The following is a 24,589-nucleotide window of genomic DNA, read 5'->3' on the forward strand; positions in this document are numbered from 1 at the left end:
ATACAGACATTATAATCAATCCGTTGCTTTTTGATAGAATTTGAAAGGCGACCAAACCTATACTTGGGATAACCAATATGACAAATTCGCGCATCTCTGGATTTTACAACCTGACCCTCGAAGAACGCCGCGCCAAACTTGCGGAAGCCTCGGGTCAGACTCCCGAAAGCCTGCTCCCGTTTACTACAGGCGGACTCTCCGCTGAATCAGCCGACCACATGATCGAGAATGTGATCGGCATGTACGCGCTCCCCGTCGGCATCGGGCTGAACTTCATGGTCAACGGGCGCGATGTGTTGATTCCCTTTGTAGTGGAAGAACCGTCTGTTGTGGCAGGCGCGTCATTTATGGCAAAACTGGCCCGCGCCGGCGGCGGATTCACAGCCACCACCACCGAGCCGTTGATGATCGGCCAGATGCAGTTGATCAACGTGGTCAACATGAATGAAGCGCGGCTGAAAATATATGAACACAAAGCTGAATTGCTCGCCACAGCCGATGCGATTGACCCGATCCTGAAAAAATTTGGCGGCGGCGCACGTGACCTCGAAGTGCGCATGATCGAAGAATCGGCCATTGGCCCATTTATCGTCATTCATCTCATCTATGATGTGCGTGACGCGATGGGCGCGAATGCGGTCAACACGGCTTGCGAAAAACTCGCGCCTCGAATCGAAGAGATCACGGGCGGAAAAGTTCACTTGAAGATTTTGTCGAATCTGGCAGACAGAAGAATTGCCCGCGTGCGCTGTACAGTCCCCGTCAGCGAGTTGACCATGGGATTTGAATCCTTCAAAGGCGAGACCGTGCGCGATGGCATCATCGCCGCCTACGCTTTCGCCGCAGCCGATCCCTATCGCGCAGCAACCCACAACAAGGGCATCATGAACGGCGTGGACTCGGTCGTCATCGCCACCGGCAATGACTGGCGCGCCATCGAAGCCGGGCGCACGCTTATGCCGCCCGTTCTGGCAAATACACTTCCCTCTCCACCTGGGGCAAGGACAAGGACGGCAACCTCGTCGGAACACTGGAAATGCCAATGGCGGTCGGAATCGTCGGCGGGGCGACCAAAGTCCACCCGGCCGCGCAAGCCGCAGTTAAGTTAATGGGCGTGAAGACCGCATCCGAATTGGCAGAGATCATCGTCTCGGTCGGTCTCGCGCAAAACATGGCCGCCCTGCGCGCCCTCGCCACCGAAGGCATCCAACGCGGACACATGTCCCTGCACGCAAGGCAGGTCGCCATCGCCGCTGGCGCATCTGGCGAGTTGATCGAGAAGGTCGCCGCGCAAATGGTGGCGGAGAAGGTTGTGCGTGTGGATCGAGCGGAAGAGATTTTGGGAATGTATGCAGGGAAACAAGGAAACACGTAAACAAGTTTCGTGCCTACCTGTCTACGTGTTTACATCATAAACATGATAACCGATACCCTCCTCTGGCAAACCCGCGCCTTTGTTTACAAACATTTTGCGGATACGACTCACCCGCCGAGTGTGGAAGACGCTGCCCAGCACTTTAACATCAGCACCGAAGAAGCTGGCGAACTTTACAAGGAATTACACAATCGCCATTCCTTCTTCCTCGAACCAAACACCTTGACCATCCGCATGGCAAACCCATTTTCTGGGATTCCCACGGACTTCAAAGTCCACGCGAATGGGAAAACCTATTTCGCCAACTGCGCCTGGGACATGCTCGGCATCCCCGCCGCTCTGCACTGCGACGCGGTCATTGACGCGGTGTTTACGGAAAGCAACGAATCGATTCAATTGGAAGTAAAGGATGGCAAAGTTACAAACAGTGAACTACTTGTCCACTTTCCACTTGCTTTCTCACGCTGGTACGATGACCTCGTCTTTACCTGAGCAACCATGCTTCTCTTCCGGTCGGAAGAATGGGTTGACAAGTGGTGCAAGCGGAATAACCTCGAACGCGGAGAAACCCTGACCATCAACCAAGTTTGGGAACTCTCCAAACTCTGGTACAGTAATCGAATGTCTGTGGATTTTCATGGACGAAGCATGGAACAGGTTGCAGAGGTTTTCAGGCAGGCTGGGTTGACGTCAAAGTTTTGGTATGTGTAATAGAATCGGCGCGGGATAAATCCCTTCCTCAGTTCATGAAAGTCGGCCAAAGCCAACTCCGCCTTAGCCCGAAGGGCTTCCACGCACTGAGGCAGGACTTTAGTCCGCACCGAAGATTTTCAAGCAGGCAGGTTTGAAGTCAAAGTTTTGATATGGGTAAAAGTAAAAAAACATTTTGAAATTAATTGGACAATTTATGGACTTTGAAACCTACAAAAATCAATTGCTCGAATATGTCACCAGATACAAAAATTGGTGGTGTGAACCATATGAGCAATTTCATAAAGATAACAAAAAAGACTATAAAGACACTTTTAGCATGATAGAAGATTTAGATAATTACCATGGTTTGGTAAATAAATTTAGAACCAGTCTTCAAAAACAATATGATTTACCAGAAGAAATCTATGGATTTTTAGACACAAGCTATGATGTTTATATCAAGGTAACGCACGAACAACGAGAAGAGATTAGAGGCATTATCAGGGATAGCTATCATGTATCTCAGCCGCACTTCATGGAAGATTTACTCATGAGCTATGTGGACGAGAGGGCAAGAAAAAAACTGAGAGATACTGGCGATAAGATATGGTTGTTACGTGGGCTTATAGCGATTTCAATGGAAAATTGTGGTACAGACTTTCGAGACACATTAACCCAACTGGTCTATCTTTATATTGCCGCAGAAGAAAAAAGTATGAACCCAGAAGAAGAATTTCAAGCAATTGCAAAGTTATCAAGTCATGAAGAACCTCGCGGTGGCACAGAGCCAATGAGCAAGCTAATGGCATTTACCGACTCAGCATACTATCGTGAAAGAACAAAATCGTTTTCGAAAAGATAGCAAGGAAAACTAAATGACAACCCCACAACCACACTCCCCCACCCTCCTCAAACCCATCAAGCCCGTTGGCATTGTCGGCTACGGCGCATATGTGCCGCGTTACCGTCTGCCCGCCAAGGAAGTCGCGCGCGTATGGACAGGCAAGACCAGCGGACTTCCCATCAAAGAGAAAGCCGTGCCCGGCCTCGATGAAGATGTGATCACCATGTCCATCGAAGCGGCGCGCAATGCCATGCTCCGCGCTCAAATTGACCCGACAGAACTGCGGGCGGTTTGGGTCGGGTCAGAGTCGCATCCGTATGCGGTCAAGCCAACTTCCACGTTGGTCGCCGAAGCGATCGGCGCAGTCCCCAACACGCAAGCCGCAGATTGGGAATTCGCCTGTAAAGCCGGCACCGAAGCGATGGTCGCCGCAATGGGATTGGTCGGCTCGGGCATGGGACATTATGCCATGGCCATCGGCATGGACACCGCGCAAGGCAAGCCCGGTGACGCGCTCGAATACACCGCGGGCGCGGGCGGCGGCGCGTACATCATCGGCCCCGCCGAAGAGTCACTGGCGATCATCAACGCCTCGTATTCCTACGTCACCGACACGCCCGATTTCTGGCGGCGCGAATATCAAAAATATCCCGAGCACGGCATGCGCTTCACGGGCGAGCCCGCCTACTTCAAGCACATCACCGAAGCCGCCACCCATCTCATGGAAGCCAGCGGCACCACCGCCAAAGATTACAAGTGGGCGATCTTCCATCAGCCGAACACAAAATTTCCGCAGCGTGTCGCAGGTCAACTCGGATTTTCTGCCGAGCAGATCGCGCCCGGGCTTTTAGTCCACACGATTGGGAATACCTACGCCGGCGCAGCCATGATCGGCTTGACAGCGACTCTCGACATCGCCCAGCCCGGCGACAGAATCCTCGTCGTCTCTTTCGGGTCGGGAGCTGGCTCAGACGCCTTTGACATTCTCGTCACTGACAAAGTCACCGCCCGCCAGGGTCTCGCCATGAAGACACAGGAATACATTGCCCGCAGAACGGAAATTGATTACGCACTGTATGTCGCTATCGCGGCAAGTTGGCGATGAAATAAGAACCTGACGCGCTTTATCTGCGAGGCTCAGCCTGGCGATGCCAATAAACCCTGGTTTGGCAGACAGTTTCTCAGGATGCCTTTGTGCGCGGGAAACAGCATCTCGCGGATACGGACGGGGAAATAACATCAGGTAAATCATGGCCTTCTTCGACCTCCCTCTTAATGAACTAAAAACCTACACTCCTGCGCGTGAAGAACCCGCGGACTTTGACTCGTTCTGGAAATCTACATTGGATGAAGCGCGAGCGTATCCACTCAATGCGACCTTTGAAAAAGTGGATTACGGTCTCGTCGCGCAAGAAACCTATGATGTCACTTTCGCTGGCTTTGGCGGTCAGCCCATCAAAGGCTGGTTGATTCTGCCTGTAAGAGCGCGTCGCGATGCGCCCCTGCCTTGCGTGGTTGAATATATCGGCTACGGCGGCGGACGAAGTTTCGCATTCGAGTGGCTCTTATGGGCAAGCTCGGGGTACGCTCACTTTGTGATGGACACGCGCGGACAGGGCAGCGAATGGTCAAGAGGTGATACGCCTGATCTATATGCCGAAGGCGGCAATGCGCATGGTGATGGCAATATGACTAATGGTGTGCTTGACCCGAAGCATTACTATTATCGCCGCGTTTTCACAGACGCAGTCCGCGCCATCGACGCAGCACGCAGCCACCCCGAAGTGGACGCGTCGCGCATCGCCGTGACAGGCGGATCACAAGGCGGAGGGATTGCCATCGCTGCGGCAGGACTTGTCCCCGATGTAGTCGCCGCCATGCCCGATGTGCCGTTCCTCTGTCACTATCGCCGCGCAACAGAGATCGTGGATTCCTATCCATACAAAGAGATCGCAGACTATTGTCACATCCACCGCGATAAAGTGGATACGGTCTTCAACACGCTTTCATATTTTGACGGCATCCACTTCGCCGCACGCGCGAAAGCAAAATCATTATTCTCCACAGGTCTCATGGATCAAGTCTGCCCGCCTTCCACAGTCTATGCCGCGTACAATCACTGGGCTGGTGAGAAGGATATTAAAGTGTATCCATACAATGGTCACGAAGGCGGCGGAAGTTATCAGACGATTGAGAAGTTGAAGTTCTTGAAGAGTATTTGGAAATAAGAAATACTCCGCTGGTTGAGTAGGGCGAAGCCCGTATCGAAACCAGCAATAACATGTATTCATGAAATTTGTGGTTTCGATACGCTCCGCGAAGAACATGCGGAGCTACTCAACCACCGAGGTAGAAATCAAACATGACAGACGTAGTAATCGCAGGTATCGGACAAACAGAAGTTGGCGAGCATTGGGAGATCAGTTTGCGCGATCTCGCCCTCGACGCCATTCAAGCCGCGCACAAAGATTCAGGCGGACTCAAACCGCAGGCATTATTCGTCGGCAATATGCTCGCGCCGAATCTTTCCAATCAGGCGCATCTCGGCGCACTCATTGCCGATTATGCGGGGCTGACTGGAATTGAAGCCATCACGCTTGAAGCCGCAGGCGCATCGGGCGGAGCGGCACTTCGCCAGGCCTATCTCGCCATTGCAAGCGGCATGGTGGATGTGGCGCTCGTGGTCGGCATTGAAAAATTCACGGACAAGATCGGTTCAGAAGTGGAAGAAGCAATCGCTTCCACCAGCGACTCTGATTTTGAAGCCGTGCAAGGTCTCACCGCCACCGCGCAAGCCGCTCTCTTAATGAAGCGTTACATGTACGAGAACGATGTCCCCATAATGGATTTGCCAACTTTGCATTAACTGCTCATGCGAATGGCGTTGCAAATCCAAATGCCATGTTCCGCAAAGCCATCAAAGCTGAAACATATGCCAAAGCGGAAATGGTCAGCGACCCGATCAATATGTTTGACGTGGCCCCCAATGCGGATGGCGCTGCCGCGCTCGTTCTGACTCGCCGTGACCTGCTCCCGTTAAACTGGCAGAGTCCACTCGTGAAGATCGCTGGCTCGGCAGCATCCTCGGACACATTGGCATTGCACGACAGAAAAGACATTTTATATTTCGACACCGCACAAATATCCGCAGGCAAGGCTATGAAACAAGCTGGCCTTACACTGGATCGAATCAACTTCTTTGAATATCACGACGCGTTCAGCATTTACGCCGCGCTGTCTTTGGAAGCGGTTGGATTTGCAATTAAAGGTCGCGGTTGGAAACTCGCCGAGGACGGCGAGATAAGCCTAAAGGGAAAGATCCCATGCGCCACAATGGGCGGCATGAAAGCACGCGGATTCCCCGGAGGCGCTGCTGGTGTATATCAAGCCGTCGAAGCAGTGACCCAGTTACGAGGCCAGGCAGGAGCGAACCAAATTGCAAATGCAAAGTATGGGCTCATCCAATCGCTTGGCGGACCAGCCTCCACGGCAGTCAGTCACATCCTGCAAGCATTGGACTAAATAATTTCCAGCCACATGGTTTGATAGGGCTGTAGAATAATTTCAGAGCTTTGAGAACGGTTCGTGAGCAGATCACGAGCCGTTTTATTTATCAGGTTTTCGATGTGCTGTTCCTGTTGGGTAATATTTTGTAAACACAAAACATTCTTTGTTCCATCAGGGGAAACACGAGATATGGCAAAAATATTATTCCCCACATCCAAAACTTTCTGACTCCCATGCGGATGAAACGCCACAGAGGATGAACGCACTAAAAGCATCTGCCGAAATCGAGTAAAGACTTGATATCTTAATGAAACTGGAGATATGAGTTCTTCCTCCAATTCAACACGCTCCAATTTTTGACGGTTGATGGTACGGTTGTGATTTGTAATTCTCACTCCCTCCGCCCAATTGCGCGAACCGAACAAGCTGTGAAAGTAAATCCCAGGCAATCCGATCAACGAAAGCATAATGGCTTGCGCGGCAATAAAACGATTTACTTGTATTTCAATGGGTTCATCACCAAATGGATTTGAGAGCGCGTCAAAATAATTGATATTCATCTCATACGGACTTTGCGTGCCGTCCGTGTTTTGTTTATAGGAGATCAAACCGCCATGCGCGAGTGTTTTGTTCACGAGTGCGTCAATCTCAGCGGCGGATAAAATCCCTCGCGCAGGATTCAGCCCAACGCCGTCGTGTGAAGCGAGGAAATTGAAGAATGTTGTTTGTTCAGACGGCAATTCCAAATCCGAAGCCCATCGACTCAAAATACCCGCATCCCCCGTGCGGAATGTATGCAGGACAAGCGGCGGAAGCGCAAAGTTATAAACAAGCTGAGCTTCATTCTTGCCATCGCCAAAATAGGAAATATTATCCGCGTGCGGAACATTGGTTTCGGTGATCAGCCGCACATGCGGCGCGACATCATCCAGCACGGCTCGCAGAAGCTGGATCACCGCATGAGTCTGGGGGAGGTGGATACAGGATGTGCCAATCTCCTTCCATAAATAGGCAATCGCATCGAGGCGGATAAATTGCGCGCCGCGCTCTGCATACATGAGCAGGACATCAAATATTTCAAGCAAGACATCAGGGTTGCGAAAATCCAGATCCACCTGATCAGCGCTGAATGTCGTCCACACACGGCGTTTGCCAGATGCGGTTTCATATTCCGTGAGCAGAGGCAAAGCACGCGGACGCACAACTTTGGAAAGATCAGGGTCGCCATCCACAGTGAAAAAATAATCGCGGTATGGCTTTTCATTATGCAGGAATTTCTGAAACCATTCCCCCTGTGCGGAATAGTGATTGATGACACCGTCGAACATCAGCCGAAAACTCTGGCTTATTTTTTCAACATCATTCCACGTTCCCAAAGCCGTATCAACTGCGCGATAATCTTTTACCGAGAAGCCGTCATCAGATGACCACGGATAGAACGGCAAAATATGAATACCGCTGACCACTCCGCGCAGGCGCGATTCGCAAAATTCATTCAGAGTCTGCAAATGTGACTTGCCCGCATCCTGCACCTGATCGCCATAAGTAATTAATAGCGAGTCGCGTTCACTTAGGGATGAGTCCGCAGGATTTGGAATTCGTCCACGATACTGTTCGATCAATTTTTGCAGACGCGACTCAATATGAGAAGCGGATTTGTCCCCATAAATCGCTTTAAGATATATGGTATAAAAAGTATGTGTCATGCAATGCATTTTACTGTATGACAATTAGCAGGAAGATTAACTTTAGAATAGAGAATCCAAATGATCAAGGAGAGCGCATGAATACATCACGGCGAATTGGGTTTATATCCACACGCTTTGCAGGTACTGATGGTGTCTCACTGGAAACTGCCAAATGGGCGACCGTTTTGGAAAGGCTCGGGCATCAATGTTTTTATTTTTGCGGTCAATGTGACCGTCCCGAAGAAATAAGTTACACCGTTGATGAGGTCTTTTATCATCATCCAACCATCGAAGCGATCAATCAGATCGCGTTCGGCGGAGAGTGGGGGAAGTTCAAAGCGCGCCCGGAAATCACAGAATCCCATCAGGAATTTTTCTCGGTTTATATTCGGCCATCCCACATCACCAAACAGGTTCAGGAATTAAAGGAATTCATTAAAGAACACCTTTATAAATTCGCACAACAATTCAAGCTCGAAATGCTCATCATCGAGAATGCAATCACGATCCCTGTGAACCTGCCGCTTGGACTCGCGATCACTGAATTCATCGCTGAAACTGGCTACCCCGTCATCGCGCATCATCATGATTTTTATTGGGAGCGCCAGCGCTTTATTAATAACTCGGTACGCGATTATCTCGCCGCCGCATTCCCGCCCAATCTACCATCCATTCGACACGTGGTCATCAACTCTGTTCAGGCGCAGCAACTGGCGTCACGGATCGGAGCCGCCGCGATGGTGATTCCCAACGTGATGGATTTTGACTCTCCCCCGCCGCCAATGGATGATTATGCAAGCACGGTTCGTTCCGACCTCGGGCTTGTTCCCGGTCAATATTTAATTCTCCAGCCGACGAGGATCATCCAGCGCAAAGGCATTGAACACGCCATCGAGTTGACCCGCCGCCTCGGCCTGCCCGCGGAACTGGTCATCTCGCACGCGGCTGGCGATGAAGGCACAGCCTATGAAAAGCGCGTGCGTGAATTTGCCCAGTTGCTGGAAGTCACTGTCAGGTTTGAGTCAGCAATTGTCGGCGACAGGCGAAGCGTCACTGCCGATGGCAGAAAGATCTATACGCTGGAAGATGTCTATCCACACGCAGATCTGGTTACGTATCCATCGGCAATTGAAGGGTTTGGGAATGCTTTTCTCGAAGCCGTCTATTACAAACGCCCGCTGGTGGTAAATAATTATTCGATCTACGAAGCGGATATCAAACCGAAGGGATTCAAAGTGGTCGAGTTCGACGGCTTTATCAGCGAAAAAACTTTGGAAGATGTGCGTTATATCCTCACCCACCATGAGGAATCCGCTCAACAAACGGAACAAAATTATGAACTCGCGCGCCGCTATTTTTCGTTCACCATGTTGGAGCGCAGATTAAATCTTTTGCTGTCTGACTGCTTTGGAGAGGATGTGTAAAATTATTCTGCAACATTGATCTGCCTGCGCCAGCGTTCCGCAGTGACCAGTAACACATCATCTTTCACTTCAACCGAATCATTCTCCAAACCAAAAAATGTCCAAAAGACAGCTTGAGTTTGATCCGTTTCAAGCATCGCCGAAATGGCGGGTTCTTTTTGTCCATAATATTTTGAACGCCAGCCGCGTGTACTCTTCGGGTCAGCACGAACAACTGAGAAACGCGATTCTCCATCCAATATCCCCATTTGAATATTAACTCTGGACTCGGACAGCTCGCTATCCGAATACGTTAGTAATACCTTGTGTGCAGCAGCAAGCTCCTGCACACCAAATTCAGCATCACAGAACAGCCAATGCAGCGAATAATGATGAGGCTGGTTTCCATTTAGATGATCGAGGACAAGCCAGCGGTCATCATCGAGCACGAACACGGTGCGTTTATAAGTAACCGGGTCAGACAGGTGAGTATATCCATTATGCTGACCCCGCCATTTTTTTTCGTCATGTTGAAGGACTTTTCCCTGCGCCCAATCCACCCAAGTAAAACGGCTGACCATTTTCATTTGATCTTTCGAATCAACAACAACGGTATTATGCACGGATGTATGCGCCAGACCATTGCGCCAAATGCCGTCACCGCTGTATAAATAAGTTCCCGCATCGCAAGCAATATTATTTCCACGCCACCACAGATCAAGATGCAATTGATCCGCGTGCGAGGGTCGTTCCTGAAAATCGGTACAGCGAATTACTGCCTTGGAATGTACATTATGCAAAATATACACTCCTCCATTTGCATAACTCTGGTTAATCTGTTTCGGCATATCAACTTCTGCATTTAATGATTTCAAACCGCACAGCCAATAAATATCTTCATCCCACGCGCCAGATTCAAATAATCTTCTCCCTTTTGTCAAAATGGAACCCAACTGCAAAACGGGTCGGTAATCAGTGAAATCACATGAGTTCAACGGCAACACCAACGCTCCATCATTGGAGCCATAGACTGGCATCTGCCCTGTTTGCGGATCGATCAACTGAGCCATGTAATCAACAGACATACTGGATACGCGATAGAGAGATTCAGAGAATGGCGCACCATTTAATTCAGCCAATTTAATTGCATAAAAAATCATCTGCAAGACAAAGCGATGATAATTCAACGAATACATCGAATAACTGCCATCCGGGAAAATTTGTTGAAGCGCCTCCCGCTCAAGCGACATACGTCCGAATGACAAATATTTTTCGGCATCTTTCAATTCTGGAAAAAGTAACCCCGTCATCCACAATCCAAGCGCTTCGCTGATGGAATGATTTCCGCGTGTGAAGATGGCAAAATCGGTATTGCTGTAAATACGACGGGCATGAGCCGCAATGAGTGTAGTTAATTGAGCAATATGATCTGGCAAAGTCGAGGGAGAATCCAAAAATGCATACAGACCAAAAGTCCACGCCATAAGACGTAAAGCCGCCTCCTGACCGTCCATCCAGTTTGGACCTGTGTTGGGAGGGTTTGATGCAGCCCATGACGCGACCAGTTCCCAGAACGCGTTAGCGTATCTTTCATCCTGATCGTATGCATATGCGCGCGCCAACGTATACACCATGCTAAATCGGCTGGCTTCCCAAATGAACTTGATATCCACTTCCCCTTCATCAGAAAGTTGCGACCAGTGTTTGGTCGAATCCAATTTAATTCCAGTGAAGGGATCTTTATGCCAATCTGGAGGGAATCCGGTACTCTGAAATTCGTGTGCGAAATACTTTAACTCGCCCAGGAGAATCCGTTCAGCTTCATTCACGGCAAGCTGTGAATTCCAAGGATTATTTTTGGGCGGTTGGTTCGCCCCTCTGAAAAAGAATGGCGGGGAATTTTGTTTTCGCCAAATCCCATATGACTCAGGGTCGGAGGGAATGTCTTTCTTAAGCCATATCCTCAGCGGCCGATCCATCCAGCGCCAGGCTGGCATTTGCAAACGAATCAGTCCCAAACGAATGCGGAATGCATAAGCGAAACGAAATATCAACCAACGCAAACCAAGTTGACGGTAGAGCGAAGCGAGTGTTCGGAACTTAGTCAACATTCTTTACTGCGCTTTGTATATAAGTAAATTTGTTTTCATATTTTTTATACAGAGAAATGATATTTACACTTCAGGTCCTGATGCAGAGCTTTGCAGACGGGATGCATGACGAGACAAGAGAATCCAAATAAGCGGTAATCCTAAAAAGATAAGCGGCTCGGCAATTCGATTTCCACGCGCCCAAGTAAATGAAAGCAACCCCGCAAACATTGTCAATACGATGTACAAGTAACTGACTGTCGCATGTTTATAGCCGCCAAGCACCAGACGTTGAAATAAATGCGAACGATGCGCGGAAAACACTTTTTCGCCTTTACGCAGGCGATTGATAAAAGTTAAACCGGAATCCATTATAAAAGTCCACATCAGGAGAGTGCCGAGCATTAATGCATCGCCGCCTTTATCCGCGGAAAGCAGCGAAAGAACTGCAAAACTATAACCGAGAAATGTGCTGGCGACATCGCCCATAAAAATTTTTGCAGGCGACCAGTTGTGGCCGAGAAATCCCAAACTACCGGCGGAAATAGCGAGCGCGACCCAAAACGCGAATGAGTCTCCCCAATGACCGCTCGCTGAAGAAAGCATCATCCAGCCTAATCCCGCACTAACAGCGACACCCCCGGCCATGCCGTCAATACCATCCATAAAATTATAGGCATTCGTTAAGCCAATGATCCACAAAAATGTGATCACAACTCCGACAATACCAAGTTGAAGTTCACCGAATAACGGAATTGTGACCGACTTGAAATATCCCATACTGATAATGGAAACCACTGCGACAATTCCCTGCACTGCAAAACGAAATATAGGAGAAAGTGACTTAACATCATCCTGCCAACCGAGCCAGGCAATGACAACGCCACAGGCAATATAAACCAAACTGTGCTTCATATCTGTTTGTGCGGCAGATAACAATCCTGCTGCCAAAACAACGAAGACAATCGCCAACCCACCGCCGCGCGGAATGGGGGCGGAATGCATACTGCGGTTGTTTGGATGATCGAGCAATTTGTTTTTCGCCATCCAGAGCCGAATCAAAAAGACGAGGATATAAGAAAGCAAAACAAGAAGAATATATATTACAACTTGAGTCATACCTGTTTGACCAAACTTTCAAGCAACATTAAGGTGTCATTTAATTTATCACGCCGGTCAAGATGCTCAACCAAATACGCGCGCGCATTTAATCCCATTTGCTTTACCCGCTGGGGATCATTCGAAAGTTCAAAAATTTTTTTTGCTAGTCCATCATCGCTTCCAGGTTGGACGAATACCCCCCCGCCCGAAGATTCGATCACATCACGAACAACACCGTCAATGACCAAAACGGTTCCGCGCGCGGCTGCCATGTAATCAAAAACCTTATTCGGGTACGTTGTACGGAACATGGGAACATCTTGAAGGATCGCAAGGCACACATCCGAAGAAGCGACCACTAGCGGCATTTCCCTTTTAGCGCAGACTCCAGCAAAAATAACATTCGTCAAATTCATGCGCTTCGATTCTAATTCGAGTCGAGCGCGTTCCTTGCCGTCACCAAAAAGCACAAAGCGAATTTTTGATTCCTGATTCAGCCTTTCAGCCGCGCGCAAAATGGTATCAATATCGTTGGCTTGTCCCAACGCGCCTGCATAGAGCACAACGAATTTATTTTCCAGACCCAAATTCCTGCGGACAGAAGAACCGTCCACACCGGGATTGAACATATCCACATCCGTGCCATAAGGAATATACGTGATCTTATTCTCAGGCACGCCTTTGCCAAGCATGTAATCTTTATACGCAGGCGAGTTGACAAGGATATGCGTGGCGCGTGCATACAAAAAATTTTCAAGCCAACGCGCAAGGGAAATCAGAATCGGATTTTTCAACACGCCCATGCTCACGCCGAACTCAGGCCACAGGTCGCGTACTTCCAACAAAAACGGCTTGCGCCGAATCACGGCCACAACCCAGGCAGACACGGCTTGAAAGATCGGCGGTGTGGTACCCATAATGATGTCAGCGTCTTTCACGGTCAGCGCGGTCCACACCGAACTGAACATAAAACTAAAAAAAGATATGATGCGCCAGAAATAACTGCGATGCAGTGCGGGAAAAATATACGCGCGCAAAATCCGCACACCGTCAACCATCTGCTCCGCAAAAAGTCCAGTCCGCTCCACCGTGCGCTGTCCCGTTTGATAATTCAAATCGCTGGCGACTATCACCAACTCATGTCCGCGGGCGCGCAAAAACTGCGCCATTTCAAAATGACGCGTATGTCCCGGTTCATTTGGCGAAACAAATGCTTGATTGAGTAGCAGGATTTTCATCGAAAAGAAATTACCTCACTAGATGTCATTATATTATGGATTATCCCCGCCGACTCGCACGCTTCATGCTACCCGAAAACTGATCCTGTTTCGAGTAGAGATTATCCCCTTTACCCCCGCTACTCATCCAGACATATTTCAGCAACCCTGATAGCTTCTGAGAGTCATATTGCATACAATTAGGCTCATAGAAAGGAACTAACTGAAATGGAAACCCAAGACACTGGCGACTCAAGAAACAACGATACGGACTGGTGGGCGAAGTCTGCCCGCACTGCGATCACAAAATTTTCCCGCCCCGCGATGTATGTCCCAATTGCGGCGACGAGGCGAAAGAACAATTTGCTTTCAGCGGTAAAGGCGAAGTCTACTCATATACAACTGTTTACGAAGCCCCCGCAGGTTTTGACGCGAATGCCCCTTACACCGTGGCAATCGTCAAGCTTGAAGAAGGTCCCATGCTTACCGCGCAATTAACCGACGTGGACAACAACGAAGTCCAGATTGGCATGCCCGTTGAAATGGTCACCCGCAAAATGCGCAATGACGGCGATGAACGAGGCTTAATCGTTTATGGCTATAAATTCAGGCCACAAAATTTTGTAACCACCAAATAGAGAATAAAAAATCTAAAACGAATGAACACCCCCACGTATAGGGGTGTTTTCGTTTAAATCATTCCCATAAACAATCAATCCACTTTTTGCTGTCTATCGACAGCTTACCCAATCCTAAACCCTGCCTGCTTTATACTGTTCCAGTAAGAAAATCAACCAGACGCGCGGATTCTTGTTGGCGCCCGAAAAAGCGGGTAAGCACAGGCGGCAGAGCAGCCTGTATCGAATACGCCTCGAACGGCGCTCGGGCGTGGATCTATTCGAAAAGCGTCACGGTTTCAATGGCGGGTGCAAGGCCAAGTTCGGTTGCCAGCACGCACATCAATTAACGGTAAACGGCGCGGCGACAAAATATAACGAGATTGGCGATGAGCCAGTCTCGTTTTTTATTTCGCCATACTCCATACTCCATACCATGACTTTCGACATATCCATAATCGTTCTTCAGAGACTGGGGTCTTGCCTCGTGTTGCCGTATCATCAAGGTATCAACAAAGGAGTTTAAAAATGTCTCAACCGATTATCGACGCACGAAATTTGATAGCCGCCTATGGTCCCATGCAGGCACTTAAAGGTGTGAGCCTGACAGTGGAAAAGGGCGAAATCTTTGGTTTGCTGGGTCCCAACGGCGCAGGCAAGACTACCCTGCTTGCCTGCGTGGAAGGATTGCATAAACCCAAACAGGGCAGCGTTCACGTTGGCGGAATCAACGTGCAAACGGATACAGCCGCAACCAAACGCCAATTAGGAATCCAACTGCAAAGGACCGCTCTGATGGACGACCTGACTGTCGCCGAGCTGGTGGAAGTCTATGCCGCACTGTATGAAGTCTACCTCACCTCTGGGCAGATTAACGATCTTCTGACACGGTTTGATCTTATTGAGAAGCGTAATACACTGGCGCGTCGCCTCTCAGGTGGACAGCAGCAACGTCTCGCGCTGGCGGTGTCCATTTCCAACAATCCGCAGATCGTCCTGCTCGATGAACCTACGTCCGCGCTTGACCCGCACGCCCGCCGTGCGGTTTGGGACATCGTCCGCCAGTTGCATGATGAGGGACGTACGGTTGTTCTCACCACTCATGCAATGGAGGAGGCAGAGGCGTTATGCGGGCGCATCGCCATCATTGACCGCGGTCAGATCGTAGCCTGTGACACGCCCGCCGCGCTGATCGCCAACCTCCAATTGAATTCGATGTTGAAGGCAACCGTGGAATTGCCATTGGATCAAGTGCGCGCACTCCCCAATGTGAGCAATGCACGTTACACCGGTCAACATCTGGAAATGGAAACCGCCAAGCCCGAAGTGACATTGACCGCCCTTCATGAATTAGCCGCCCGCTCAGGTCGTTCCATCCGTGACGTGATGCTGCGTCAGCCTAATCTGGAAGATGTCTTTCTCAAATTAACCGGGCGCGCGTTGTCCGAATCCATCTAATTGTTATATCTCTTGAAAGGAAATTACCCCATGAAACGATTTTTGATCCTTACCAAAGCCATGTTTCTCATGCACCTGCGTAATGGCTCGGTGCTGTTCTGGAACTTTGCTTTCCCAATTTTGCTCATGCTTATCTATGGCGCCGTCATGAGTCAATACATGGACTATATGACACCTGGCGTCATCGTTTTGAACGCTTTGAGTTTCGGGCTCGTCAGCAGTTCCACCATGATGTTGGAGATGCGCGAAAAGAGTGTCCTGCGCCGGTTGCAAGCCACACCCCTGCCTGCCGGACAATTAATTGGCTCATACCTCATCGTTAATATCGTCATCGGTGTGTTGCAAAGCACGCTGATAATCCTTGCAGGTGTATTGCTTTATAAAGTCCCTGTCAGTGTGCCAAGTTTGCTTCTGGCTTATCCCATGATCCTCGCTGGACTGCTGGCTTTCATGGCGCTGGGCGGCATCATCAGCGGAGTCTCGGCGAAAGCCGGCACAGCTACCGCGGTCGGCATGACGATCTACTTCTCGTTGATGTTTATCAGCGACATGGTCTTTCCGTTGGATATGTTGCCAGAATGGTTGAGGAACGTAGTGCCTTACCTGCCGGCTTATCCGGTGGTTCAGCTCGTCCGTTCCGCCATGCTGGATGCAACGCTTGACCCCAAATGGCTGACGCACCTGCTCCTGCTTGCTGTCTATGGCATCGGCGCGACCTTTATCGCAGCCAGGTTATTCCGCTGGGAGCCGAAGGCGTAGATCTCATTAATTGTCACCCTCCCGACCTTCTTCAGGAGGGTGACATGTTTCATTCACTTTTCACTTTCAATTTTACAGAGTACACTTTCCCCATGACCGAAGGACACCCATCCCACCTTGCCAATAGCAATCTTCCCATGTCTGCCAAACACTTTCAGTTGTATGGCCGGTTCTGGGATGTGGTGTCTTTATTGGCATTTGTCTCTGCCGCCGTATCTGTCATCATTGCCCATTCCAATGCATTGACCTGGCGTGAGACAACCGCCGCCGGGTTGTGTGTGGCGCAGGGCGTGTTGTATTTTTTTGCGATTGCACGCAGTGGCTGGCCCATCTCGCGCTTCCGACTGACTTTGTATTTTGTCGGGGGACTCGGTTTGTGGTTGCTGGCTTGCTGGCTGAATCCGTTTTTATGGTGGCTGGGCTTCACATATTTCGGGCAGATGTTTGGGCTGTTACCATTGCAGGCGGTAATTCCCGGCACAGCGATTCTGACGGCTCTAATTGTCTTGACCATTTCGGAGTGGAAAATTACGGACCTTCCGATGGGCGCGGTGATCGGGTTTTCAATTCAATGGCTGATCGCGATGGTGCTATATCTGTTCATTTACGGCATCATCCGTACCAGCGGAGACCGTGCCAAACTCATCGCCAAATTGGAAGCCGCACAAAAGGAATTGGAACTCGCCCATCAACGTGACACCGAACTGGCGACTCTCCAGGAACGCGAGCGGCTCGCCCGAGATCTGCACGATAGCCTCGGTCATGCACTGGTTGCCCTTTCCGTTCAATTGGAGGCGATCCAACGCCTCTATAAAGTGGACCCCGAGCGGGCATCCGCGCAAGTGGACGAACTCAAGACCCTGACCCGCGCCAGCATGGACGATTTGCGCCGTTCCCTGGCGGGGTTGCGCGCGCCCGGCTTGGGCGAACGGCGTTTGAGTGAAGCCCTGCAAACTTTAAGCGTGGATGCGGGTCAACGCGCTCATCTTGAAATTACGTGTCATGTCGCGGAAGGTGCGAATCAACTTTCGCCTGCTCACGCTGAAACGATCTGGCGTATCGCTCAGGAGGCGTTGGCAAACATCGAACGCCACGCCGCGGCGCACACCGTTCAACTTCAGCTCAGCATCACACCCAACGCCGCGCTGCTTTCCATTCAAGACGACGGGCGCGGTTTGCCGCCTGATGCGGAAAAACAACCCGGTCATTATGGATTGCGCGGAATGCGCGAACGCGTGGAAGGACTCGGTGGCACATTGACATTAACCAGCGACGGCAACGGCTCACGCGTTGACGTGAAACTGCCCATCCTCTAAAAGGCTTTTCTCAACCCATGCCTGATCTCATCAAACTCCTGCTTGTCGAAGACCAGACTCTGATGCGTCAGGGGCTGAAAACGATTCTCGATCTCGAACCAGGCTTACACGTCGTCGGCGAAGCGGGGGATGGTGAACGCGGTGTGCAACTTGCGCTCGAATTACGTCCCGATGTCATCCTCATGGATGTGCAAATGCCCATTCTCAACGGCGTTGAAGCGACCGCTAAATTGTGCCGTGAATGGGCTCAGGCAAAGGTCATCATTCTCACCACCTTTGACCGTGACGATTATGTCTATCAGGGTGTACGAGCGGGCGCAATGGGCTATCTTCTTAAAGACACGCCTGCCGACAAACTAATCCAAACAATCCGACGGGTTCACGAAGGCGAAGTTTTTATTCAACCGGAGATCGCCTCGCGCGCCCTGCGCGAGATGATGCGCCCGACAACTGCCACACTGGAATCACTCTCTGAACGTGAACGCGAAGTGTTGGTGTTATTAGCGCAAGGCGCTTCCAACAAGGATATGGCAGAGAAATTGTTCATCACTGAGGGCACGGTGAAGAATCACGTTTCGAACATCCTTGCTAAACTGCAGGCTGAAAACCGCACACAAGCCGCGGATATTGCGAGGAAGCAGGGGTTGGTTTAAATTGAAAGATGATGGTCTTACTGATTTTTGAATAATGTAAGTCACAAAATACGGGTATTTCCCCTCGTGTTTTGGACTAAAAAATGCGACTTTCTTTTTACAAAAATCAGTAGGCTATGAACAGTTCTTCACTTCACGTGCTGTTACCTACTTTGTCATTGAAAAAACCATCCTGAATATTTTCATCGATTGGCTGATCATCATCGGTACGGGGGGCTTGGAGGATATACGGGGTGGCTGAACCAGAGGCACAAGTCAAGAAAGGAACATGCTGTCAATTTGACAGTATAGATTTACAGCCTTAACATAATACAGCCAGCGAGGTACATATCTGGTATACGGGTATAAATTTCGCAGGCGGCACGTAGACGTCACATAGGTGGCAAAGACCATTCAATAAGACAACACAAAAGCACACTGCAGTTCAAATCATGCTACAGTAGCATGATTTGAACTGCAGTTTTTTCTGCCTTGGGTAAATTAGTTGCAGTGTATATTGTTTTTGTGGAGTTTCTAAAACCCAAAGCAAAATATCAGATCATTTACATTTGTCCCACTCGGACCGATCTTGATTAAATCATTCAGTACGCTAAAGTAGGTGTAGGCATCGTTGTTATCCAGGAAGGTTTCGGGGAAAAGTCCAGCTGACAACCCACGCTTGAGTGTTTCTGTGTTCACCACAGCCCCGGCTGCATCAGTGGGACCATCCTCCCCATCGGTTGCCAAAGTTATGAGCAAGGTGTCTTTCATGTCTGCCAACTGGCGCACAGCGGCAAGGGCTAATTCCTGATTGCGTCCGCCGCGCCCGCCCCCGCGCAGGGTAACAGTTGTTTCGCCGCCCGCCACAAGACAAAATGGTCGCTGACTCGTTATATTTTTTAGAATGTAACTTAGTTTCCGGCTGACATCGCGCGCTTCCCCCTGCCAGTCATTGCCCAATAGCTGCGTATAAAACCCTTCGGATTTGGACTGGGTTGCTGCGGATTCTGCCGCAAGCAGGTTACTGCCCACAATGACATTTTGCACTCGCTCGATCAACCTGTCGCCGGGTTTGAGAGTCTCAGGAGCATTTTCCAACCCCACAAGAATCGCAGACGAAACAGTCTGCCGCAACCCATATTTTTCCAGCACGGCCAGCGCATCGGCGCGGGTGGATGGATCTGGTGCAGTGGGGCCGGATGCAATCGCTTCGAGCGGGTTGTTCACTACATCTGAAAGAATCAGGCTGACAACCTTTGCCGGGAAAGCGAGTCGCGCAAGCCCGCCGCCTTTGAGTTGATCTAGGTGACGGCGCAGTGTGTTAATCTCGTCAATGCGCGCACCGCAAGCCAGCAATGCGGAAGTAAGTTCACGCAAATCCGAGAGGGTAGTGCCAGACCGCGGAGCGCTCATTAGTGCGGAGCCACCACCCGAGATCAGGCAAATCAGCAGATCATTTTCGTTAAGATCCTGTACCAATTGAATGGCTTTTTCTCCGGCAAGCACACTGTTTTCGTCTGGAACGGGATGCCCACCGGGCTGGATGTCGAATCCGCTCAAAGCATGGACGGGGGCCTGTTTTGGAATGAGCAATCCACGGGGAGAAAGATCCGCAAGCAAATCTGCCAAAGGTAACGTCATTGCCAAGGATGCTTTGCCCAACCCGAGGAGCAGAATCCGCTCCATTTTATCCAGATAATATTCCTGACCATTAATTAGGAGAGTGTGCCCCTGGCGTTGGAAAAAACGACGGACTGCCGCTTGCGGCTCAACAGCATGAATGGCTGCGGCAAGGATGCGTGTGACGGCCTGGCCTTGTGGGTGATGGGATAGGGTATGAGTTAGGAAAGATCGGGTAGTCAACATGTGTGCGTATTTCCAGAATATCACATTGAAACATAGATTACGTCATCCAAAAAATGATTTTAATGGTTGATTGGTCAAATTGAAAAATGAATTCAAGCAATTAATACTAATTCTGACATAGATGCTCTCTGATGGTAGAGGAACAACCCTGGTTGGTTTTATAAAAGAAAGTAATCCCTGCCCACCCCCTTCGAGACTGAATATATCTCTGAACTCCCAAATTCCATAATCTCTGCATCCTTCTGATTTGAAGTATTCCCGCTTCTTCTCTATGAGAAATCAGAATCAGATTGCTTTCAAAGAGCAATCGGTGAACAGACTTCAATCAGACAAAACTCTTTATCAACGCAAAAACAACTTGAAATTTTGTATTACACCTTTTTGCATAGATGATATGATTGAATAAATTATGAATTAACATTTCAACGAATTGGGAGCGAACATGGATATAAAAATCAGTAACTCATTAATTCAGGCCGTGAGCGCGGATGCGATCCTTGTAAGTTTGTATGAAGGCGTCGACATTTCATCGGGAGCGACGGGCGCAGTGGATATGGCATTAAATGGCGCTGTCAGTGAGCTCGTGAACGCCAAAGATGTGCGCGGAAAACTAAATGAAACGGCTATTCTCTATACACGCGGAGTCATGCCAGCCCAGCGTGTGATCGTGGTTGGTCTCGGTAAAATTGAAGATATTTCACTAGAGCGAATTCGTCAGGCAGCGGCAGCGGGCGCAAAGAAAGCCCGCGAGTTAGGGTGCAAAACAATTGCATCCTGCGTGTTCGGCGCCAGTTCCATGGATATTTCATCCGCAGCGCAGTCAATGGTTGAAGGGACATTGCTCGGCTTATATCGCTGGCGAAAAAATCACACAAGCCCGGTTGAGCGTGAAGATGTGGATTCTTTGACATTGGTTGAATCTAACGCGCTGAAAATCGAAGCGCTTGAATCAGGAAGCAGCATGGGACAATCTGTAGCTTCAGGCGTGTACTGCGCCCGCGACCTTGTCAATCAGTCGCCGAATAATATGACCCCCGCCGCACTGGCAGAATCCGCTCAGAATATGGCCAATGCGGGATTAAATTGCATGGTACACGACCTCGAATGGATCCAGTCACAGAACATGAATGCATATTTGTCCGTGGCGCAGGGCTCCGCCAACCCGCCTAAGTTCATTGAGATGGAATACAAGGGCTCAGACGAACCTCCGCTTGTATTTGTTGGAAAAGGCATTACATTTGATACGGGCGGAATCAGTTTGAAGGGTGCGGATGGCATGGAAGATATGCGCTCAGATATGAGCGGCGCGGCGGCGGTCATTGGGGCGTTTAAGGCGATTGCAAAGATGAAGCTACCTGTTCATCTTGTCGGGCTGATCGCTGCCTGCGAGAACATGCCCAGCGGAACCGCCTACCGTCCCGCGGACGTGGTCCGCGCGCGCAATGGAAAAACGATTGAGATCATCAATACCGACGCTGAAGGACGCATGACCTTAGCGGACGCGCTATCCTACGCGGCGGAATTCAAACCCAAAGCCGTGATCGATCTGGCAACATTGACAGGCGCATGTGTGACAGCGCTCGGTCAGAATGTAGCTGCAGGCTATTTTGCGAATGATGACTCACTTGCCCAAAAAGTGAATGAAGCCAGCAATGCCTCTGGTGAAAGTTATGGCGCTTGCCTTTATATGCTGAATATTACGACAAGATCAAGACCGACTATGCAGATATCAAGAATAGCGCCGGAGCCAGCAGCGGAGTAGGCAGCAGCGCTGTATTTCTTGAAGAATTCACATCCCATCCCTGGACACATTGGGACATCGCAGGAATGGCATTAGATAAAATCGGCAGCACCCCTCTGTATCCGCACACCCACCCGCCGCATGTAATCCGCGGCGCGACAGGCTTCGGGTGAGAGCGCTGGTCAGTTTTGCGAGGGAATGGAAATAACCATATTCCCACATAGACTGAATTACCCCGTCTGCGAACGGAATGTGTGCTACACTAAATGAGTAATAAATAACTGGATCTTCGTCGCACCACTTGGCCGCCGACCCTCTTATAGGGTTGCGGTCATTTTTTTATTTCCAGCCGAGCTGGAGAAGGATGTAATAAAATGGATGTAAGAATTTATGTAGGAAATTTGGCCAAGAGCACCACACAGGAAGAAATCAATACCTTGTTCGCAACAGCGGGAGCCGTTACTTCGGTCGACCTCGTAATGGATAAAGGCACTGGCTTGTCGAAGGGTTTTGCATTTGTATCCATGCCTGCGCAGGCAGATGCGACAAGGCGATCAGCATGTTCAATGCTTATTCATTGGCAGATAATACGCTCAAGGTCAACATAGCCAAACCCAAGGTCGGATAACCACGGCAGAAATCGCATTACAGTGTTAATTTCCTCGTTCGGTATGGAGCGATGAAATTTTCTTATAGTCTTTGACAGACTCTCAATAGAAAATGAAAGCGCCTCCCTTGTATCCTTGAAACAGATACGATGGAGGCGCTTTTATGAAAGTCATTGCTATTCTTTTGGCATTTATCAATTCACTCATCGGCGGATTGTTGATCCTGTCTTGCGTTTCCGCGGGCGAAGCGTTGGGATGGATCGCTTTCAAGACAGGCGCGGGGATCCTTGCGATCTATTTTGGGGTATTGACTCTCAAAGACGGTATTCAACCCATCAGCCAGAGCCGCATGATGCTAAGCGGATTATTCCTTGTCATTGTGAGCATATCCGCTTTAGCCTGGGGCATCCACTGGTCCATCGTCAGCGGGGATGTGAAGAACACGGTACTTTTTCGGAGGGAGTTTGTTTGTGCAGGGATTAACTTCGATATTGGGGATTGAGACAGGTTGACCAGTGCCTGGTTATTGTTTACCGAGCCTGACCCAGGGAATTAGCATGGGAGTGGTTCTTCGATATTCGGCATATCCAACGCCAAACTCACGCAAAGTTTTCGTTCCTCAAAATACGCGCCTATCAATGTGTAGAGAGTGGCGCCGATATAGACGGTGAGTGTATTCTGTGAGACGGTTGATGTGAGCCAGACAGACAGCAACCCAAAAGTATATAACGGATGCCGCACAACTCGATATAACCCTTGGGTAACAAGTGCGCCTCGTTTCCCGGTTTCGAACAGTTGGCGCAAGCCGACAAACGATAAGGAATCGGTTTGCAGGAACGCGGTCAATAACATCAACGCGGCAAAGATTTGTCCTCCAAACATCACCATGCTCCACGGAGCCGGGACCTGGTACACCAACCGATCTGGTAATGTTCTCATCAAATACAGGATGGGCAAAAAACTCACCGCGGCAAACAGGTTATATCCAAGCCGATATAACCTTGCGCTGCCAAGCATATCCTTGGCAAAGTTGGACGCCAGGATCGAATGGATGATACCCCACAGAGTTAATGAAAATAACAGGATCACAATACTCACAGTTTTATCCTTTAAATCATAGTGACGACTTGAGGTCGTCACTACCTTACATATTTTATGTCATCGCGAAGGCGTCAATGTTCTTTAACTGAAGCCATGACCAACTCTATTGGGAGATTGCTTTGTCCAGTTCCAGGCCGTCTCACAAGAAGCTATTATTCCGCGCCAAAGGCGGGCAATTCAATCATCTCATCCCTAGCTTGCACAATTTAAAATGGCCTCCATGCCACGCCGAAGAGATTGATGTAAATATAGGTCTTCTTCGGTTTGATGCTGACTTCGCTGATCTCGTTGACCAGGCTGCCCCAACGGTCATTGATCTCGGTGGTCAGTATTTAGCCAATATCCTGCTATCCCTGAATATACTTGGTTTTCTAACCCATATAATTCAAGAGACGATTGAACCAGCTATCAACGTTTACGACAAGCCATGAGCACTCGAAAGACCTTCTTCAATGACTTGTGCGCTTTAACTCGCCACATGCTCTTTGACTCTTAGGACGACTTTTCTCCTTCATAGAAGATGGCTTGGAAGTTGACCAAGTATCGCCATAAACCGGTTTATATGTGGTATTG

Annotated in this window: 22 protein-coding genes and 2 pseudogenes; 18 read left to right on the top strand and 6 right to left on the bottom strand. The window is 49.6% G+C overall.

From position 1 onward, the window contains the following. Positions 1-77 precede the first annotated feature (77 nt). The 8 genes and pseudogenes from IPL17_RS04665 to IPL17_RS04700 all read left to right on the top strand — a co-directional run bounded on the left by IPL17_RS04665 (position 78) and on the right by IPL17_RS04700 (position 6,434). A pseudogene (locus IPL17_RS04665) lies at positions 78-1,375 on the top strand (hydroxymethylglutaryl-CoA reductase, degradative). Positions 1,376-1,417: 42 nt separating this feature from the next. Next, the gene (merB, locus tag IPL17_RS04670; protein ID WP_345305915.1) at positions 1,418-1,867 is read left to right on the top strand and encodes an organomercurial lyase; all 450 of its coding nucleotides are present in this window, start codon (positions 1,418-1,420) and stop codon (positions 1,865-1,867) included. Between the two features lie 6 nt (positions 1,868-1,873). After that, a complete protein-coding gene (locus IPL17_RS04675) occupies positions 1,874-2,086 on the top strand; it encodes a hypothetical protein (protein ID WP_345305916.1) in 213 nt (70 codons plus the stop codon). A gap of 196 nt (positions 2,087-2,282) precedes the next feature. Continuing rightward, positions 2,283-2,930, top strand: coding sequence for a hypothetical protein (locus IPL17_RS04680; RefSeq protein WP_345305917.1), 648 nt, complete (start codon positions 2,283-2,285; stop codon positions 2,928-2,930). Between the two features lie 13 nt (positions 2,931-2,943). After that, positions 2,944-4,017, top strand: a complete 1,074-nt coding sequence (locus tag IPL17_RS04685) for a hydroxymethylglutaryl-CoA synthase (RefSeq protein WP_345305918.1) — start codon at positions 2,944-2,946, stop codon at positions 4,015-4,017. A gap of 145 nt (positions 4,018-4,162) precedes the next feature. After that, a complete protein-coding gene (locus IPL17_RS04690; protein ID WP_345305919.1) occupies positions 4,163-5,140 on the top strand; it encodes an acetylxylan esterase in 978 nt (325 codons plus the stop codon). Positions 5,141-5,274: 134 nt separating this feature from the next. Continuing rightward, positions 5,275-5,778 (top strand): beta-ketoacyl synthase N-terminal-like domain-containing protein, encoded by a 504-nt coding sequence (locus IPL17_RS04695; protein WP_345305920.1) that lies wholly within the window; start codon positions 5,275-5,277, stop codon positions 5,776-5,778. 35 nt (positions 5,779-5,813) lie between these two features. Beyond that, positions 5,814-6,434: a hypothetical protein gene (locus tag IPL17_RS04700; RefSeq protein ID WP_345305921.1), complete on the top strand. Its 621-nt coding sequence runs from the start codon at positions 5,814-5,816 to the stop codon at positions 6,432-6,434. On the opposite strand, the gene IPL17_RS04705 is transcribed toward IPL17_RS04700, so the two are convergent. Continuing rightward, the gene (locus tag IPL17_RS04705; protein ID WP_345305922.1) at positions 6,431-8,125 is read right to left on the bottom strand and encodes a sugar phosphorylase; all 1,695 of its coding nucleotides are present in this window, start codon (positions 8,123-8,125) and stop codon (positions 6,431-6,433) included. The two genes, IPL17_RS04700 and IPL17_RS04705, sit on opposite strands and share 4 nt — an antisense overlap. Positions 8,126-8,202: 77 nt before the next feature. Between IPL17_RS04705 and IPL17_RS04710 the strand changes: the two genes are divergently transcribed. Beyond that, positions 8,203-9,531: a glycosyltransferase family 4 protein gene (locus IPL17_RS04710; RefSeq protein ID WP_345305923.1), complete on the top strand. Its 1,329-nt coding sequence runs from the start codon at positions 8,203-8,205 to the stop codon at positions 9,529-9,531. A gap of 2 nt (positions 9,532-9,533) precedes the next feature. Here IPL17_RS04710 and IPL17_RS04715 read toward each other — a convergent pair whose 3' ends face one another. The 3 genes from IPL17_RS04715 to IPL17_RS04725 all read right to left on the bottom strand — a co-directional run bounded on the left by IPL17_RS04715 (position 9,534) and on the right by IPL17_RS04725 (position 13,939). Next, complete coding sequence (locus IPL17_RS04715; RefSeq protein WP_345305924.1) at positions 9,534-11,621, bottom strand: alginate lyase family protein; 2,088 nt, start codon at positions 11,619-11,621, stop codon at positions 9,534-9,536. A gap of 63 nt (positions 11,622-11,684) precedes the next feature. Continuing rightward, positions 11,685-12,719: a glycosyltransferase family 4 protein gene (locus tag IPL17_RS04720; RefSeq protein ID WP_345305925.1), complete on the bottom strand. Its 1,035-nt coding sequence runs from the start codon at positions 12,717-12,719 to the stop codon at positions 11,685-11,687. After that, positions 12,716-13,939, bottom strand: a complete 1,224-nt coding sequence (locus IPL17_RS04725; RefSeq protein ID WP_345305926.1) for a glycosyltransferase family 4 protein — start codon at positions 13,937-13,939, stop codon at positions 12,716-12,718. Before IPL17_RS04725 ends, IPL17_RS04720 begins: the two co-directional genes overlap by 4 nt. Positions 13,940-14,157: 218 nt before the next feature. Here IPL17_RS04725 and IPL17_RS04730 point away from each other — a divergent pair. The 5 genes and pseudogenes from IPL17_RS04730 to IPL17_RS04750 all read left to right on the top strand — a co-directional run. Next, a pseudogene (locus IPL17_RS04730) lies at positions 14,158-14,556 on the top strand (Zn-ribbon domain-containing OB-fold protein); the annotation flags it as partial. 507 nt (positions 14,557-15,063) lie between these two features. Next, positions 15,064-15,993 (top strand): ABC transporter ATP-binding protein, encoded by a 930-nt coding sequence (locus tag IPL17_RS04735; RefSeq protein ID WP_345305927.1) that lies wholly within the window; start codon positions 15,064-15,066, stop codon positions 15,991-15,993. A 30-nt stretch (positions 15,994-16,023) separates the two neighbouring features. Then, positions 16,024-16,752, top strand: a complete 729-nt coding sequence (locus tag IPL17_RS04740; RefSeq protein ID WP_345305928.1) for an ABC transporter permease — start codon at positions 16,024-16,026, stop codon at positions 16,750-16,752. A gap of 44 nt (positions 16,753-16,796) precedes the next feature. Next, positions 16,797-18,068, top strand: a complete 1,272-nt coding sequence (locus IPL17_RS04745; RefSeq protein WP_345305929.1) for a sensor histidine kinase — start codon at positions 16,797-16,799, stop codon at positions 18,066-18,068. Positions 18,069-18,085: 17 nt separating this feature from the next. Continuing rightward, positions 18,086-18,721: a response regulator transcription factor gene (locus IPL17_RS04750; RefSeq protein WP_345305930.1), complete on the top strand. Its 636-nt coding sequence runs from the start codon at positions 18,086-18,088 to the stop codon at positions 18,719-18,721. 513 nt (positions 18,722-19,234) lie between these two features. On the opposite strand, the gene IPL17_RS04755 is transcribed toward IPL17_RS04750, so the two are convergent. Further along, positions 19,235-20,566, bottom strand: coding sequence for a DUF4147 domain-containing protein (locus IPL17_RS04755; protein ID WP_345305931.1), 1,332 nt, complete (start codon positions 20,564-20,566; stop codon positions 19,235-19,237). Between the two features lie 442 nt (positions 20,567-21,008). On the opposite strand from IPL17_RS04755, the gene IPL17_RS04760 reads away from it, so the two are divergent. From IPL17_RS04760 to IPL17_RS04770, 3 genes are all read left to right on the top strand, one after another. Beyond that, on the top strand, positions 21,009-22,328 hold the full coding sequence (locus IPL17_RS04760) for a leucyl aminopeptidase (protein ID WP_345305932.1): 1,320 nt from the start codon (positions 21,009-21,011) through the stop codon (positions 22,326-22,328). A gap of 353 nt (positions 22,329-22,681) precedes the next feature. Beyond that, the gene (locus IPL17_RS04765; protein WP_345305933.1) at positions 22,682-22,915 is read left to right on the top strand and encodes an RNA-binding protein; all 234 of its coding nucleotides are present in this window, start codon (positions 22,682-22,684) and stop codon (positions 22,913-22,915) included. Positions 22,916-23,078: 163 nt separating this feature from the next. Then, positions 23,079-23,417, top strand: a complete 339-nt coding sequence (locus IPL17_RS04770; RefSeq protein WP_345305934.1) for a hypothetical protein — start codon at positions 23,079-23,081, stop codon at positions 23,415-23,417. A gap of 50 nt (positions 23,418-23,467) precedes the next feature. On the opposite strand, the gene IPL17_RS04775 is transcribed toward IPL17_RS04770, so the two are convergent. After that, on the bottom strand, positions 23,468-24,013 hold the full coding sequence (locus tag IPL17_RS04775; RefSeq protein ID WP_345305935.1) for an NnrU family protein: 546 nt from the start codon (positions 24,011-24,013) through the stop codon (positions 23,468-23,470). Positions 24,014-24,135: 122 nt separating this feature from the next. On the opposite strand from IPL17_RS04775, the gene IPL17_RS04780 reads away from it, so the two are divergent. After that, complete coding sequence (locus tag IPL17_RS04780; RefSeq protein WP_345305936.1) at positions 24,136-24,447, top strand: hypothetical protein; 312 nt, start codon at positions 24,136-24,138, stop codon at positions 24,445-24,447. Positions 24,448-24,589: the final 142 nt, after the last annotated feature.

Source organism: Candidatus Villigracilis saccharophilus, from assembly GCF_016711665.1.

Excerpts from the sequence above, each read along its gene's own strand:
- IPL17_RS04715 (WP_345305924.1), bottom strand. The coding sequence starts at position 11,621 with ATGTTGACTAAGTTCCGAACACTCGCTTCGCTCTACCGTCAACTTGGT.
- IPL17_RS04745 (WP_345305929.1), top strand. The coding sequence starts at position 16,797 with ATGTTTCATTCACTTTTCACTTTCAATTTTACAGAGTACACTTTCCCC.
- IPL17_RS04765 (WP_345305933.1), top strand. The coding sequence starts at position 22,682 with ATGGATGTAAGAATTTATGTAGGAAATTTGGCCAAGAGCACCACACAG.
- IPL17_RS04675 (WP_345305916.1), top strand. The coding sequence starts at position 1,874 with ATGCTTCTCTTCCGGTCGGAAGAATGGGTTGACAAGTGGTGCAAGCGG.
- IPL17_RS04740 (WP_345305928.1), top strand. The coding sequence starts at position 16,024 with ATGAAACGATTTTTGATCCTTACCAAAGCCATGTTTCTCATGCACCTG.
- IPL17_RS04735 (WP_345305927.1), top strand. The coding sequence starts at position 15,064 with ATGTCTCAACCGATTATCGACGCACGAAATTTGATAGCCGCCTATGGT.
- IPL17_RS04695 (WP_345305920.1), top strand. The coding sequence starts at position 5,275 with ATGACAGACGTAGTAATCGCAGGTATCGGACAAACAGAAGTTGGCGAG.
- merB (WP_345305915.1), top strand. The coding sequence starts at position 1,418 with ATGATAACCGATACCCTCCTCTGGCAAACCCGCGCCTTTGTTTACAAA.
- IPL17_RS04755 (WP_345305931.1), bottom strand. The coding sequence starts at position 20,566 with ATGTTGACTACCCGATCTTTCCTAACTCATACCCTATCCCATCACCCA.
- IPL17_RS04720 (WP_345305925.1), bottom strand. The coding sequence starts at position 12,719 with ATGACTCAAGTTGTAATATATATTCTTCTTGTTTTGCTTTCTTATATC.
- IPL17_RS04690 (WP_345305919.1), top strand. The coding sequence starts at position 4,163 with ATGGCCTTCTTCGACCTCCCTCTTAATGAACTAAAAACCTACACTCCT.
- IPL17_RS04685 (WP_345305918.1), top strand. The coding sequence starts at position 2,944 with ATGACAACCCCACAACCACACTCCCCCACCCTCCTCAAACCCATCAAG.
- IPL17_RS04760 (WP_345305932.1), top strand. The coding sequence starts at position 21,009 with ATGGATATAAAAATCAGTAACTCATTAATTCAGGCCGTGAGCGCGGAT.
- IPL17_RS04770 (WP_345305934.1), top strand. The coding sequence starts at position 23,079 with ATGAAAGTCATTGCTATTCTTTTGGCATTTATCAATTCACTCATCGGC.
- IPL17_RS04705 (WP_345305922.1), bottom strand. The coding sequence starts at position 8,125 with ATGACACATACTTTTTATACCATATATCTTAAAGCGATTTATGGGGAC.
- IPL17_RS04710 (WP_345305923.1), top strand. The coding sequence starts at position 8,203 with ATGAATACATCACGGCGAATTGGGTTTATATCCACACGCTTTGCAGGT.
- IPL17_RS04700 (WP_345305921.1), top strand. The coding sequence starts at position 5,814 with ATGTTCCGCAAAGCCATCAAAGCTGAAACATATGCCAAAGCGGAAATG.
- IPL17_RS04680 (WP_345305917.1), top strand. The coding sequence starts at position 2,283 with ATGGACTTTGAAACCTACAAAAATCAATTGCTCGAATATGTCACCAGA.
- IPL17_RS04750 (WP_345305930.1), top strand. The coding sequence starts at position 18,086 with ATGCCTGATCTCATCAAACTCCTGCTTGTCGAAGACCAGACTCTGATG.
- IPL17_RS04725 (WP_345305926.1), bottom strand. The coding sequence starts at position 13,939 with ATGAAAATCCTGCTACTCAATCAAGCATTTGTTTCGCCAAATGAACCG.